14 protein-coding genes are annotated in these 14607 nt (G+C 60.6%); 3 read left to right on the top strand and 11 right to left on the bottom strand.

Annotated features, from left to right (window positions below; all coding sequences use genetic code 11):
• Window positions 1-20: 20 nt before the first annotated feature.
• Window positions 21-1202 carry an isovaleryl-CoA dehydrogenase gene (locus CHU94_RS04250; RefSeq protein WP_094477128.1) on the bottom strand — a complete coding sequence of 394 codons (1182 nt, stop codon included), beginning with the start codon at window positions 1200-1202 and terminating at the stop codon, window positions 21-23.
• A 33-nt stretch (window positions 1203-1235) separates the two neighbouring features.
• The gene (locus CHU94_RS04245; RefSeq protein ID WP_094477126.1) at window positions 1236-1670 is read right to left on the bottom strand and encodes a MerR family DNA-binding transcriptional regulator; all 435 of its coding nucleotides are present in this window, start codon (window positions 1668-1670) and stop codon (window positions 1236-1238) included.
• A gap of 105 nt (window positions 1671-1775) precedes the next feature.
• On the opposite strand from CHU94_RS04245, the gene CHU94_RS04240 reads away from it, so the two are divergent.
• Window positions 1776-2894, top strand: a complete 1119-nt coding sequence (locus tag CHU94_RS04240; RefSeq protein WP_094477124.1) for an MBL fold metallo-hydrolase — start codon at window positions 1776-1778, stop codon at window positions 2892-2894.
• 60 nt (window positions 2895-2954) lie between these two features.
• On the opposite strand, the gene CHU94_RS04235 is transcribed toward CHU94_RS04240, so the two are convergent.
• From CHU94_RS04235 to CHU94_RS04195, 9 genes are all read right to left on the bottom strand, one after another.
• Window positions 2955-3671 carry a hypothetical protein gene (locus CHU94_RS04235; RefSeq protein ID WP_094477122.1) on the bottom strand — a complete coding sequence of 239 codons (717 nt, stop codon included), beginning with the start codon at window positions 3669-3671 and terminating at the stop codon, window positions 2955-2957.
• 75 nt (window positions 3672-3746) lie between these two features.
• On the bottom strand, window positions 3747-4661 hold the full coding sequence (locus CHU94_RS04230) for a M48 family metallopeptidase (RefSeq protein ID WP_094477120.1): 915 nt from the start codon (window positions 4659-4661) through the stop codon (window positions 3747-3749).
• 13 nt (window positions 4662-4674) lie between these two features.
• Window positions 4675-5418 (bottom strand): 1-acyl-sn-glycerol-3-phosphate acyltransferase, encoded by a 744-nt coding sequence (locus CHU94_RS04225; RefSeq protein WP_094477772.1) that lies wholly within the window; start codon window positions 5416-5418, stop codon window positions 4675-4677.
• Between the two features lie 47 nt (window positions 5419-5465).
• A complete protein-coding gene (gene gmhB, locus CHU94_RS04220; protein ID WP_094477118.1) occupies window positions 5466-6014 on the bottom strand; it encodes a D-glycero-beta-D-manno-heptose 1,7-bisphosphate 7-phosphatase in 549 nt (182 codons plus the stop codon).
• A 21-nt stretch (window positions 6015-6035) separates the two neighbouring features.
• Window positions 6036-8156 carry a glycine--tRNA ligase subunit beta gene (gene glyS, locus CHU94_RS04215; protein WP_094477116.1) on the bottom strand — a complete coding sequence of 707 codons (2121 nt, stop codon included), beginning with the start codon at window positions 8154-8156 and terminating at the stop codon, window positions 6036-6038.
• Between the two features lie 11 nt (window positions 8157-8167).
• Complete coding sequence (glyQ, locus tag CHU94_RS04210; protein WP_094477114.1) at window positions 8168-9082, bottom strand: glycine--tRNA ligase subunit alpha; 915 nt, start codon at window positions 9080-9082, stop codon at window positions 8168-8170.
• A gap of 82 nt (window positions 9083-9164) precedes the next feature.
• Window positions 9165-10679 carry an apolipoprotein N-acyltransferase gene (gene lnt, locus CHU94_RS04205; protein ID WP_094477112.1) on the bottom strand — a complete coding sequence of 505 codons (1515 nt, stop codon included), beginning with the start codon at window positions 10677-10679 and terminating at the stop codon, window positions 9165-9167.
• A 50-nt stretch (window positions 10680-10729) separates the two neighbouring features.
• A complete protein-coding gene (locus tag CHU94_RS04200; protein WP_094477110.1) occupies window positions 10730-11602 on the bottom strand; it encodes an HlyC/CorC family transporter in 873 nt (290 codons plus the stop codon).
• Between the two features lie 58 nt (window positions 11603-11660).
• On the bottom strand, window positions 11661-12389 hold the full coding sequence (locus tag CHU94_RS04195; protein ID WP_094477108.1) for a GNAT family N-acetyltransferase: 729 nt from the start codon (window positions 12387-12389) through the stop codon (window positions 11661-11663).
• Window positions 12390-12507: 118 nt separating this feature from the next.
• On the opposite strand from CHU94_RS04195, the gene CHU94_RS04190 reads away from it, so the two are divergent.
• A complete protein-coding gene (locus CHU94_RS04190) occupies window positions 12508-13281 on the top strand; it encodes a hypothetical protein (protein ID WP_094477106.1) in 774 nt (257 codons plus the stop codon).
• A gap of 36 nt (window positions 13282-13317) precedes the next feature.
• Window positions 13318-14408, top strand: a protein-coding gene (locus CHU94_RS04185) for an IS3 family transposase (RefSeq protein ID WP_094477770.1) whose coding sequence is annotated in 2 segments (ribosomal slippage) — window positions 13318-13576 and window positions 13576-14408 — 1092 coding nt in all. Because the reading frame shifts where the segments join, the coding sequence is not laid out codon by codon here.
• The last annotated feature ends 199 nt before the right edge of the window (window positions 14409-14607 follow it).

Here is a 14607-nt window from a genome sequence, read left to right as displayed (position 1 = left end):
GGTGAAACGCGGACCAAGCCCTACATTGTCTCAGCGAACAACTCCCGGCCTATGAGCATGCGGCGAATCTCACTGGTGCCAGCCCCGATTTCGTACAGCTTGGCGTCGCGCCACAGGCGGCCCAGGGGGTATTCGTTGATGTAACCGTTGCCGCCAAAGATCTGCACGCCCTCGCCGGCCATCCAGGTGGCCTTCTCGGCGGTCCACAGGATCACGGAGGCGCAGTCTTTGCGGACCTGGCGTACATGTTCGGCACCCAGCAGGTCCAGGTTCTTGGCCACGGTGTAGGCAAAGCTGCGGCCAGCCTGCAACACGGTGTACATGTCAGCCACCTTGCCCTGGATCAGCTGGAACTCGCCAATGCTTTGGCCAAACTGCTTGCGGTCGTGGATGTACGGGATCACGTTGTCCATCACCGATTGCATGATGCCCAGCGGGCCGCCGGTCAGCACCGCGCGTTCGTAGTCCAAGCCGCTCATCAGCACCTTGGCCCCGCCATTGACCGCGCCCAGCACGTTGGCTTGCGGCACTTCCACATTGTTGAACACCAGCTCGCCGGTGTGGCTGCCGCGCATGCCCAGCTTGTCCAGCTTTTGCGCAATGCTGAAGCCGGGCATGCCTTTTTCGATCAGGAAGGCAGTGACGCCGCGTGCGCCCAGCTCAGGCTCGCTCTTGGCGTAGACGACCAGCGTGTCCGCATCAGGGCCGTTGGTGATCCACATCTTGTTGCCATTGAGCAGGTAGTAGCCACCCTTATCTTCGGCTTTGAGTTTCATGCTCAAGACGTCGGAGCCAGCACCAGGTTCGCTCATCGCCAACGCGCCCACGTGCTCGCCACTGATCAGCTTGGGCAGGTATTTGGCGCGTTGTGCGTCCGTGCCGTTGCGCTTGATCTGATTCACGCACAGGTTGCTGTGCGCGCCGTAGCTCAGGCCCACAGAAGCCGATGCACGGGAGATCTCTTCCATCGCAATCATGTGGGCTAGGTAGCCCATGTTGGCGCCACCATATTCCTCGCCCACGGTGATGCCGAGCACGCCCAGGTCGCCCATCTTGCGCCACAGATCCATCGGGAACTGGTCATTGCGGTCGATCTCTGCTGCGCGTGGTGCAATCTCGGCTTGGGCGAATTCACGCACAGCGTCGCGCAAGGCGTCAATGTCTTCGCCGAGTTGGAAATTCAGTCCGGGCAAGTTGTTCATGGTGTCTCCTCGGGTTGGTATGGGGTGGACCGCTCAGATGGCAGTCTTTTTGGGTGTCTTGGTCGCCGGCTTGCCGGGTTTGGCCTCGCTGGCGGCCAGCAGGGCGCGGGCCTCACGCTGGTGCACTTTGATCTCGTCCAGGTTGGCCTGCAGCTCAGCCATCTGCTCTTCGACCTGCTTGCGATGCTCGGCCAGCACATCCAGAAACTTCTTGAGCTGGGCGCCCGTATCGCGTGGGCTGTCATACATCTCGATGATGTCGCGCGCCTCGGTCAGCGACAGGCCTAGGCGCTTGGCGCGCAGCGTGAGTTTGAGCCGGGTACGATCACGGCCGCTGTACACGCGATTGCGTCCACCCGGGCCTGTGCGCTCGGGCTGCAGCAGACCGAGGTCTTCGTAGAAGCGGATGGCGCGGGTGGTGAGGTCAAACTCGCGGGCCAGATCGCTGATGCTGTAGGTGGTGCTCATGGTGCGGTAATTGAAGCGACAGGCTGGCGGGTTGCACCTGCCTACAATGCCTCCAAGATTGACGTTTACGTAAACGTCAATTATGAAGCAAAACCCGGACATCCCATGAACGAGCTTGAACAGCGGTTGCATTACCCCTTGGGCGACGCCCTGCCCGAGAATGGGCGCTGCATCGAAGTGGCCCCGGGCATCAAGTGGATCCGCATGGCCCTGCCCTTTGCGCTGAACCATATCAACCTCTGGCTGCTGCGTGACGAGATGGACGGCGTAGCCGGCTGGAGCGTGGTGGACACCTGCATTCACCACGACGAGGCCAAATCGCAATGGGAAGCCATCTTTGCCCACGAGTTGGATGGCCTGCCCATCCTGCGCGTTTTCGTCACCCACATGCATCCCGACCACATTGGGTTGGCGCACTGGCTCTGCCAGCGCTGGAATGCACCGCTGTGGATCAGCGGGTTGGACTACCAGGTGGCTCGGCTAGCCTGCCTGGCGCCCGCGAGTTTTGGTGGCGGGCGTACCGCAGCCTTTTTTGCGCAACACGGGCTTAACGACGCTGAGACGCAGGGCAAGCTGCTGAACCGGCGCGACTACTTCACCACGCTGGTCCCCTCGGTGCCTGACGAGTACCACCGCCTGCTGGATGGCCAGACCGTGCACATCGGCGGCCATGCCTGGCGCTGCATCAGCGGCTACGGCCATGCCCCGGAACACATGGCGCTGTACTGCGAAGACCTGGGCGTGCTGATAGGCGGCGACATGATGCTGCCGCGCATCTCCACTAATGTGAGCGTCTATGAATCCGAGCCTGAGGCCAATGCCCTCGCACTCTTTCTGGACTCTATCGACAAGTTTCTGCCCCTGCCGGAATCCACACTGGTGCTGCCCGCCCACGGCAAGCCCTTCACGGGCCTACACGAACGGATCCGCCAGCTGCACGACCACCATCGCGCCCACTTGGACAAGGTGCTGGCGGCCTGCAACGCCCACCCCTGCAGTGCGGCCGATGTGATTCCCGTGCTGTTTACCCGTGCCATGGACTTTCACCAGACCACCTTTGCGCTGGGCGAAGCGGTGGCCCACCTGCACGCCCTCTGGTACGCCGACCGGCTGCAACGCACACGGGACGAAGATGGAGTGCTGCGGTTCTCCACGGCCAGCAAGTTTCCTGAATTACGCGAAGGTGCTACACCAAGGAAACCGCGTGCAAGCACGATGCGCTGACAACACCGCGCACAGATGCAAAAAGCACCCGAGGGTGCTTTTTTGCCCGCAACGTCTTGCTCAGTCTGCGGCCACCAGTGTCTGGATGGCGGGCACGCCATCAAATGCGTCCTGCGGCTTGGAGAAAGCAATGGCTTTGTTCACCCCGTCCTGCAGTTGCTTGGCCCAAGCCACGATCTTGTCGAAGGCTTTCTGCTTCCGAGGATCTGCAGCCACTGCGCTGGGCGTCCAGTCGCCGGCTACAGTACTCGGGAATCCCAGCTTTTCCAAGCTCAAGTACATCGACACGTCGTAGAGGCGCCAGCTGGACTGGGAATTACGTATCTTGAGATGCAACAAGGTGAAAGCTTTGTCGCCGATCTTGCCCTCCACAGGATCAATCAGAAGGCAGTTATCGTTGCGGCCAGCAGCCTTATTCAGCATGAACAAATGGGACTTGCTGGGGCTGCACAAATCGGCGGAAAAATACCCCTCTTCAGTCGCGGCGCTCAAGGAGGCAACCACTGCCATTTGGGCAAACAAACTATCTCCCTCTGGGCTCACCAACTGCAAATACGCAATGCGCGCATCCATGTTGTTGCTTTCCACCTTGTTGTCCAGTAAATACCAGTTGCGCCCCCCGGTGTAGAGCGGGTAGCCGCCCATGGTGGTGGCGCTGGGCACCTCCGCTAGACGCGCCAACTTGGCAGCCTTGCCGCCCGGGAACAAATCCTCTGCCCCCGCAACCTGCGCGAGCAGAGCCCCAAAAACGACGGCCGTACGTATCCAGTACTTCATTTTTCCTCCCTGTATTTGTGAATTGAAGCACACCGAATCTAGCAGACGAAGGAGCCTCTTTCGTCAATGTGCCGCTCACCACTTTGGGATGGCCGGGTCTTTCAGGCTGCTGCGCAGCTCCGCGTAGTCGGGCACCACAGATCGCACGGTGTCCCAGAAACGGTGGCTGTGGTCCATGACGCGCAGGTGGCTGAGTTCGTGGGCTACCACGTAGTCAATGACAGGCAAGCGGAAGTGGATGAGGCGCCAGTTCAGGCGGATGGAGCCATCGCTCTTGGCGCTGCCCCAGCGGGTACCCGCGTTGCTCAGGCTCAGCTTGGACCAGCGCACCTGCAGCTGTGGCGCAAAGTGGTCCAGCCGCTGCACAAACAAAGCTTTGGCTTGGCGCATGAGCCAGGCCTGGACGGCGTCGCGGATCTGCTCCGGCGCGGCGGTCTGCGGCAGGGCCACGCGCAGCGACCGGACGCCCAAGGCGTCGGGCTCTGCATCCAGCTGCGCCCCCTTGGCGGCAAAACCATGGCCAGCATCGAGGGCAATGCGCACAGGCTGGCCCAGATAGGGGAACTCGGCTCCGTCACGCCATACCACCTGGGTTTCCTGCTGCCGGGTCTGGCGCTCACGCACCTCGGCCAGCTTGCGCAGGATCCAATCGGCTTTCTCCTGCAAGGCGGCGTCCACTTCATACAAGGGTGTCCAGCGCGGCGCACGCACGCTCAGGCCATCGGGCCCGACCATGAAACCAATGGTGCGGCGCTTGCCCCGCGCAAAGGCGTAGGCCACCACGGCCCCGTCCAGCCGCACCTCGCGGTTGGCCTTGGGGTGGGCATAGTGCGCAGGCGCGATAGCCTGTTGCAGCGGTTGCCCCGCGACATAGGGCTCACCAGGCGGCAAAGCCGCTATCTTTTCAGGAGCTGCTTGCGCAGATTTCACGCTGCCTGGAGCCTCAAAAGGCTCAAAAAGGTCCAGCGTGTAACGCAGCAGGGAACGCATGGTAGCGGGAAGACTACCGGACGGGCGGATAGGCCCCGGGGTCCAGACGGCGCATTTCGGCCTCGATCCAGGCTTGCACCTCGTCCATCAGCTCTTTGGGCTCACGTCCCTCGCTGGGAATAGGTTTACCGATCGACACCTCGACCACGCCCGGCGTCTTGATGAAGGCCTTGCGCGGCCAGCATTTGGCACTGGTCACGGCCACCGGAATGACGGGCGCGCCCGTGGCCACGGCCAGACGGGTACCGCCCAGCTTGTAGGTGCCGGTTTGCCCGCGCGGAATGCGCGTGCCCTCGGGAAACATGATCACCCAGATGCCCTGTGCCAACAGGCGCTTGCCCTGCTCCACCACCTTGGCAAAGGACTCGGCGCGCTGGCTGCGGTCGATGTGGATCATGTCCAGCCGGCCCATGGCCCAGCCGAAAAAGGGCACGTAGAGCAGCTCCTTCTTGAACACATAGGCCAGCGGATGTGGCATCAGCGTGGGCATCAAAAAGGTTTCGAAGGTGGACTGGTGCTTGACGAGCAGGATGGCCGGTGCAGTGTCGCCGGTAGGCAGGTTCTCCCAGCCGATCACATGGGTCCGAATCCCCAGCAGCACGCGCGCACCGCCAATGGCCCAGCCGAGCCACCGCACCGCCATCCACCACAGCCGTTTGCCACGGATGCGCAAGGACGCCACCAACATGATGATGCCCCAGGGCATCACGGTGACCAGCATCCACAGCATGTGCAGGCATGAACGCAGCACTGCCATCAACCAGTTGGGGCGCTTTTGCAGTGGCACCACGGGGGGCATGCCGCTCATGCTTGCGCCACCAGATAGTCAGCAAACGCGGCCAGATCCTCGTGCACTATGGTGCCGGTCGGAAAGGTCTCGGGTAACTCACGCCCCCTGTAGGCTGCCGCCTTGCCCGTCAGCACCAGGTGCGGCACACAGCCTACCGCCGCACCGGCAATCAGGTCACGCGCCGAATCACCGACGGCGGGCATGCCCCGGAGATCCACACCAAAGCGCTCACCAATCTGCTCAAAGAGGCCCGGCTCGGGCTTGCGGCAGCGACAGTTGTCATCGGGTGCGTGGGGGCAGAAAAAAATCGCATCCACCTTGCCCCCCACGGCGGCCAGCATGGTCTGCATCTTGGCGTGCATGGCGTTGAGCGCCACCACGTCAAACAGCCCCCGACCCAGACCGCTCTGGTTGGTCGCCACCACCACATGCCAGCCCGCATGGTTGAGCTTGGCAATCGCCTCCAGCGCGCCGGGCAGCGGCCGCCACTCGTTCGGCGATTTGACGAACTCCGCGCTGTCGATGTTGATGGTGCCGTCGCGGTCAAGGATGCAGAGCTTCATGGTGGAAACGCTCCGGGGGGGTCAGGCAGCCAACTTGGACAGATCGGCCACGCGGTTCATCGCCACTTGGAGGCTTTTGAGCAGGCCCAATCGGTTCAATCGCAGATCCATTTGCTCGGCGTTCACCATGACGTCTTCGAAAAAGGCATCCACAGGGGTTCGGAGCGCAGCCAGCGACTGCAATGACGCCGTGTAATCACCCGCTTTCCATTGGCTTTGGGCCTTGGGAAGCACGGCTTGCATCGCGGCGAACAGCGCTTTTTCCGCAGCCTCTTGCAACAAGACTTCACTCACATGCGCATCCACATCGTCCGTCTTTTTCAGGATGTTGCTGATACGTTTGTTGGCGGCCGCCAACGCGGGGCTTTCCGGCAGGGCTGCGAAGGCACGCACTGCCGTGAGGCGTTTGGCCACATCACCCAAGCGTTGGGGTTTCAGGGCCAGCACAGCATCCACCTCTTGCGCGCTGTAGCTTTGCTCGCGCAAAGAGCCGGCGAGGCGGTCATAGATGAATTCGACCAGGGAATCCTGCGCATGGCTGATCTTCTCGCCAAAGGCGGGTGCCGCGGCCTGAACCAAGGCAGCCACATCCAGCGGTAGGTCTTTTTCCACCAGCATGCGAATCACACCCAGCGCATGGCGACGCAGCGCAAATGGGTCTTTGTCGCCGGTGGGCAAATTGCCGATGCCGAACATGCCAACCAGCGTCTCCAGTTTGTCGGCCAATGCCACTACCACGCCCACCTCATTGCGCGGCAAGGCGTCCCCCGCAAAGCGGGGCTTGTAGTGGTCTTCAATCGCGTGGGCAACCGTAGCGGGTAGGCCATCGTTGAGCGCGTAGTAGCCCCCCATGATGCCCTGCAGCTCGGGGAACTCTCCCACCATGTCGGTCACCAAGTCGGTCTTGGCCAGCTGCGCGGCCAAGTCGGCCTGCGCCACCAGCGTGGCGTCGCCCAGCTGGGCGGCAATCGCCTTGGCAATGGCGCGCACGCGCTCCACGCGCTCGCCCTGGGTGCCCAGCTTGTTGTGGTAGACCACTTTGCCCAGCGCTTCCACGCGTGAGGCCAAGGTTTTCTTGCGGTCTTGGTCAAAGAAGAACTTCGCATCCGCCAAGCGCGGGCGCACCACGCGCTCGTTGCCGCCGATCACAAAGCTCGCGTCATCGGGGTTGATGTTGCTGACCACCAGGAACTTGTTGGTGAGCTTGTCGTTGGCGTCCAGCAGCGGGAAGTACTTCTGGTTGGCCTTCATGGTCAGAATCAGACACTCCTGCGGCACGTCGAGGAATTGCTTCTCGAACTCGCAGATCAGCACATTGGGGCGCTCCACCAGCGCGGTCACTTCGTCCAGCAGTGCATCGTCCTCAATCGGCTTGCAGCCGCCGCCCACTTTGGCCGCCGCCGCAGCCAGCTGGCGCGCGATCTCGGCACGGCGTTCGGCAAAGCTGGCGATCACCGCACCGTCCATGGCCAGCAAGGCGGCGTAGGCGTCCGCATCGGGCACCACCACAGGCGACACGGCCGCTTCAAAGCGGTGGCCTTGGGTGCTGTTGCCTGCGCTCAGGCCCAGCGCCTGCACCGGCACCACGTCAGCACCATGCAGCGCCACCAGACCGTGTGCAGGGCGCACAAAGCTCACACTGCTCCAGCCCGGCAGCTCGCAGCCGCTTTCCAGCTGGTAGCTCATGACCTTGGGGATGGGCAACTTGGCAATGGAATCTTCCAACGCTTTTTGCAGGCCAATGGCCAAAGTTACGCCGGTGACGGTGCTCTCAAAGAACAGCGCTTCGGCCTTGCCGTCGGGTGCGCGCTTGAGGCCGGCAACCGCCGATGCGTCGGCGCCCAGCGCCTGCATCTTCTTCAGCAGAGCAGGCGTAGCGTTGCCAGCGGCATCCAGGCCCACGGCGACGGGCATCAGCTTTTGCGACACGGCTTTGTCCGCAGCCTGGGCCGCCACTGCCGTGACATGCACTGCCAAGCGGCGGGGGGAGGCAAAGTGGGTGACTGCCGCATCGGCCGCTGCCAGGCCTTGGGCCTTGAGCGAGTCAGCCAGCACGGACGAAAACGCTTCGCCCAGTTTTTTCAGTGCCTTGGGGGGCAGCTCTTCAACAAACAGTTCAACAAGAAGGTTTTTGGTAGTCATCGTCATGTCTCTCACGCGGCCTTCTTGTCGGTCTTCGTCATCTGTTCCACCCATTCGCGCGGCGCCATGGGGAAGCCCAGACGCTCACGGCTCTCGTAATAGCTCTGCGCCACGCTGCGGGCCAGGTTGCGGATGCGGCCGATATAGGCCGCACGCTCCGTCACGCTGATGGCACCACGTGCATCCAGCAGGTTGAAGCTGTGCGCGCTTTTGAGCACCTGCTCGTACGCGGGCAGCGCGAGCTGTTGCTCCATCAAATGTTTGGCTTGCTTTTCGTGTGCATTGAAGGCGGTGAACAGGAAGTCGGCGTCACTGTGCTCGAAGTTATAGGTGGACTGCTCCACCTCGTTCTGCTTGTAGACATCGCCGTAGCTCAGGCCTTCGGTCCAAGTCAGGTTGTAGACGTTGTCCACGCCTTGCAGGTACATAGCCAGGCGCTCCAGGCCGTAGGTGATCTCGCCGGTCGCGGGCTTGCAATCAATGCCCCCCACTTGCTGGAAGTAGGTGAACTGCGTGACCTCCATGCCGTTCAACCAGACTTCCCAGCCCAGACCCCAGGCGCCCAGGGTGGGGTTTTCCCAGTCGTCTTCGACAAAACGGATGTCGTTCTTCTTCAGGTCAAAACCCAGCGCCTCGAGCGAGCCAAGGTACAACTCCAGGATGTTGGCTGGCGCAGGCTTGAGCACCACCTGATACTGGTAGTAGTGCTGCAAGCGGTTGGGGTTCTCGCCATAGCGGCCGTCTTTCGGGCGGCGGCTGGGCTGCACGTAGGCGGCCTTCCAGGGCTCGGGGCCGATAGCGCGCAAAAAAGTGGCGGTGTGCGAGGTGCCGGCGCCCACTTCCATGTCATAGGGTTGCAACAGGGCACAACCCTGGTCAGCCCAATAGGACTGCAGTTTCAAAATGATTTGCTGAAAAGTAAGCATGGTGCGTGGGCCGGTGCGCGCGGGGCGCCGCGGCAAGAACGTTCGTTCGAGTAAACCCCGCATTTTACGGGGCTGCAAGCCCTTAGCGTGCGCGACGACCCAAGCCCCAAGCCATGGCGGCCACCAGCATGCACAGCACCCACAAAGGCCAGAGGCCAAAGCGTGACGCCCACCAGGCAAACGGGGTCACCCCGGTACGGCCCTGGACCTCGCCTACCAACACACCCCGGGTGCGAGCCGGCAGGATTTTTTGCACCACGGCGTGGTGGTCCAGAATGGCAGTGGCGCCGGTGTTAGTGGCGCGGACAAAGGGCCGCTGGAATTCCAGAGCCCGGGCGCGCGAGATATTCAGGTGTTGGTCCAGCGCAATCGAATCGTTGAACCAGCCCAGATTGCTCACATTGGCAAACACGGTGGGCGCCTGGGCTGCATCGTTGAAACGGCTGGCCAGTTCTTCACCGTACAGGTCTTCGTAGCAAATATTGGGCGCTACCCTCTCACCGGCTACCTGCAGCGAGGGCTGACCCAGTGGCCCGCGATTGAAGTCCCCCAGCGGGATGTTCATCATGCGGGTGAACCATTTGAATAGGGGGGGAATGAATTCACCGAAGGGCACCAGATGATGCTTGTCATAGCGCCAAGGCTCTGGCTGCCCGGGTGCCAAGCCCAGTACCGAATTGGTATACCCCATCGCGTAGCTTCCCAGCGGGATGCCAAGGAGAGCCGTAGTGTTGCCGCTGGCAAAGCGTTGTTGCAGGGCCTGCCAGTAGCCTTCAGGCAGCTGCTGGGGCAACAACGGGACCGCAGTTTCGGGCGCCACAACCAATGCGGTGCTGCTCGCATGCAGTTGTTGCCCGTACCACTGCAGAGCCAAGGGCACGCCACTGCCAGTTTCGAACTTTTCGTCCTGGGGGATATTGCCCTGCAGCAGCGTGACACTCAGGGTGCCCGTGGGTTGCGTCCAGTGACTCCACGCAGAGGGGGCTATCCATGGCAGGCCCAACAGCGCTGCCAAGCCCAGCGCGGGGGCTATGCCCTTGCCCCCCAGCAGCGCCAAGGCGGCCGCACCAAATGCCGCCAGCGCGCCCACGCCGTAGCTACCAACCCAAGGCAGATACCAACCCAAGGGGCCGTCCAGGTGTGCATAACCCACCGCGCCCCAGCCAAACCCAGTGAGCCAAGTTCCCCGGGCCAGTTCCGCCATGGTCCACATTGCGGCAAAGCCAGCCGCCAACACGGTGGCGCTGGCATGCCGCCAGCGCCAGAAAACGATGCCCACGAGGGCGTAATACATGCCCAACGCGGCGGCCAAAGCAACGATGGCCACGACCGCCAGCACGGCGGGCAAGCCACCGTAGGTGTGCAATGCAATGAACAGCCACCAAAACGTCGTACTAAGCCATACGGTGGCAAACGCCCAGGACAAGCCTGCTGCAGCACGCGCACTGGGGGATCGCAACAGCGCCGCAATGAAGACGCCTTGGGCAAGCAGTTGTAGCCACCACAGGGTGGCGCCGCGCTCAAAGAAAGCATCAAAAGGCCATGCGACCCCCACAGATTGTGCGCAAGCCGCTATCAATGCAATAGCAATCTGCATTCTTGGCAGGGGCGCGGCAAGCCCCTTTGGCTGGAGAGTTACGCGTGCAGTCACGCCGCAGAGGCGTCTACAGCGGGGGACACCTTGAACCACTTCACGGCACCGCCTTTGGTATGCAGGACCACAAAGTCCAAACCGCCCAGGCTGTGGCGCTCGCCCCGCTTGGGGACGTGCCCCATTTCGTGGGCAATCAAACCGCCAATGGTGTCGAAATGGTCTTCAGGGTCTGATCCGGCCAAGGCGACGGAAAAAGCATCATTCACACGCTCCAGCGGAGTATCCCCACTGACTCGGTAGGTGCGGTCGGCCAGCGCGAAAATGTCGCCTTCGTCTTCAGGGATGTCGAATTCGTCTTCAATCTCCCCTACGATCTGCTCCAGCACATCCTCGATCGTGATCAGGCCGGCCACACGGCCGAATTCGTCGATAACGATGGCCAAGTGGTTGCGATTGCCGCGAAATTCACGCAGCAGGTCATTCAAGCCTTTGGATTCGGGAACAAACGCTGCGGGGCGCAGCAGGGCACGGATATTGAGCTCCGGCGCGCGTTGGAGCTTAAGCAAATCCTTGGCCATCAGGATGCCAATGATGTTTTCACGCTCGCCATCAAACACCGGGAACCGCGAGTGTGCCGTATCGATGACCGTGTGCATGAGGCTGTCCAGAGGCTCCTGGATGTTTAGCAGATCCATGCGCGTGGCGGGCACCATCACGTCGCCAGCCGTCATGTCAGCCATGCGAATCACGCCCTCCAGCATGACGCGCGATTCAGCACCGATGATGTTGTTGTCTTCCGCTTCCGCCAAAGTCTCTATGAGCTCGGCCGTTGAATCCGGTCCGGGGTGGATGAATTCAGCCAGTTTTTGCAGAAAGGTGCGCTTGTCTTCTTTTTCGGACAGGCGCGCAGGATGAGGATCGGACACTCGATTGGGGCAGATGACTGCCGTGGTTGCGAAGCGCTAAGGATAGCGGATTTGAAAGTCAGGGAGAACTGCGTTGGTTGGCGTCGATGGTGTCCCGGCGAATGGCCTGCACATCCGCCAAAAAACTCCAAAAGTTTTTGGCCTGTGACTTGAGCCGGTAATCGGTCAACGCAACCTGTTCTTCAATCAATTCGGTAACTCGCGAGTCCAGCGTTGGCGCTGGCAAACGCAGATAGGCCTCAGACTCAGTACCATCCCGCTCTACGGTTGCGCCGGCGTTGCGGGCAATTTTGAGCATTGCGGCGTTCTCACTCAGCGCATGGATAAACATCACACTCACGCCGTCGTTGCGAGCGTGCATCGCGGCCCGATCAAACAGACGCGCGCCGTAACCTCGCCCGCGCGCACTGGGCAGCACAGAAACACCAAATTCTGCGCAATCGTCAGGCTGCTTGTCCTTGGCGTAAGCCAAGTGCGCTACGGCAATCAACGCGAGCTTACGGTTGTAAATGCCAAATATTTCATCACGTTCAAAATCCAGCGATTCGACATAGCGGCGGATTTGCTCGTCTTGCGCAGAATGGCCAAATCGCAAGTAGCGGTCATGGGGGGTCAGCGCTATCAAATGCTGGGCGATACGCTCACGATGATTTTCGCCCAAGGACCGAATGGGGACCAAGGCCGGCGCAGATCGTTCTATAAGCTCTGATTTCCGCTCTAGCGGCGGACGCAAGAACTCTCGCCCAGCCTCCAGCGAAGCCCTGATCAGAGTTTTGGTATCCAACATTCCATCACTATAAGGGTTTTTACCTAGTCACATCACCCCAATCACGCTTCCCCTGCATTCTCTGCTGGTCTTTGCCGCAGCGTGTATCGTGTTGCATTAACTTGCTCATTGCCTAGGTATGGATGCCGCAGCCCAGATTCGCGATTCATTGCGCAACGTCACACGCTTGCGCGAGCAAGCGCACGCAACTCCAGACCTACAGAGGGCATTGCAACACGTCAAACAGTTGCAAGCGCGCCGGTTTGCAGGTACCTATTACGATTTGCTACAGTCACCCAGCTTCGCGGCACCCACCCGGTTCTTTCTCGAAGAACTCTACGGAGCACGTGATTTCTCAGATCGAGACGCCCAATTCGCTCGCATCGCAGGCGCCTTGCAAACGTTTTTTCCCAAACAGGTCGTAAACACCGCAATCGCATTGGCAGAGCTGCATGCCCTCACGGAAGCGCTGGACTTTGAGATGGCACAGCAATACCTCACACTAGGGCACCAAGTGACAGAGCTGGGCTTGGACAGCAGGCGCTACTTGCTTTGCTGGCGCAATGTCGCGAACCCACAACTTCGCTTGGGTCAATTACATTCTGTTCTGGAGATTGGAAGAGAGCTTGACAAGCTGACACGCACCAAAGGCTTGAGGATGACATTACGCATGATGCGCGGCCCGGCCAAAGCTGCAGGGCTCCAGGCTTTACAAACCTTTCTGGAGGTCGGGTTTGATACTTTTGCAAGCATGGGGGGCGCAGGCGCAGAAAGCGAGGTGTTCTTAAACACCATCCGCGAGCGTGAAAGTGCGTGGATCAACGTGCTCTTTAGCGCGCCCGACATGAAGTGCGAAACAGAACTTCAAGTGTGTTTAGCGAGCGACGTCCCCCCGTATTTGAGTAGCAAATGATGTTGGAGTCCAATCCCATACGACAGGAGATTGGACGTGAAGAAGAGATTTACCGAAGAACAAATCATTGGCTTCCTGCGTGAAGCCGAAGCGGGCCTGGCGGTCGCCGAGCTGTGCCGCAGGCACGGCTCCTCAGAGGCTAGCTATTACCTGTGGCGCAGCAAATTCGGCGGCATGAACGTGTCTGACGCCAAGCGCTTGAAGGAGCTGGAGGCGGAGAACGGGCGACTCAAGCGATTGCTGGCCGAGGCGATGTTGGAGAACGAGGTGACGAAAGAAGCCTTGAGAAAAAAGTGGAGAGCGCACCGGCCAGACGTGAACTGGTGCGCCATATGGTCAGTCATGGGTTGAGCGAACGCCGTTGCTTGCGTGTTGTCGGCATGAGTGCCAGCGCCTACCGCTATGAACCTGCCCAGGACCGCAATTGCGCACTCAAGGAAAAGATCATCGCCTTGGCACAGCGCCATCGCCGCTACGGCGCTGGCATGATCTATCTGAAGCTTCGCCAAGCCGATGAACTCGTCAACCATAAGCGCGTAGGCCGTCTGTATACCGAAGCAGGCCTGCAGGTGAAGAAGCGCAGGCGCAAGAAGATCCCGATTGCCGACCGGCATCCCTTGGAACGGCCAAGCGCAGCCAACCAGGTATGGTCTATGGACTTCGTGTTCGACCGAACGGCCGAGGGACGCCGCATCAAGAACCTGACGGTGGTGAATGACGCAACCCATGAGGCCGTGGCGATCGTGACGGAGCGTGCATTGGGCGGGAATCAGCCCGTACGCATCCTGGAACAACTGAGCACCACGCGAGGCTTACCCAAAGCGATCAGGACCGACAACGGCAAAGAGTTCTGCAGCCGGGCCATGCTGACATGGGCCCATGCACGGGGTGTTCAGTTATTTCTGATCGAACCGGGCAAACCCAACCAGAACGCCTATATCGAATCATTCAACGGGCGATTCCGCGATGAATGTCTGAATGAACACTGGTTCACCAGTCTGCCGCATGCCCGTGTGATCGTTGAAGCATGGAGGAAGGAATACAACGAGGAGAGGCCGAAGAGATCACTGGGTGGCCTGACACCGGCAGCCTACGCCAAGACACTTATCCAAAAGCAGTTAAATTAACCCCGGACTCCAAACCCAAGTGCTACTGAAACTAGGGGGACGTCGCGAGGGCAACATAGGAAGCGCGATATCATCGTGCGCCTAGGATTGGAGGTCGCGGCAGCAAATCTAAAACTAACAGGCAAAAAAAAGCCCCACCTGATCAGGCGGGGCTTTTCTCACTGTAATAGCCTGACGATGACCTACTTTCACACGGGGA

This window comes from Rhodoferax sp. TH121 (assembly GCF_002251855.1).
Classification (GTDB): Bacteria; Pseudomonadota; Gammaproteobacteria; order Burkholderiales; family Burkholderiaceae_C; genus Allorhodoferax.
This window is presented reverse-complemented; position numbering and strand designations above follow the sequence as displayed.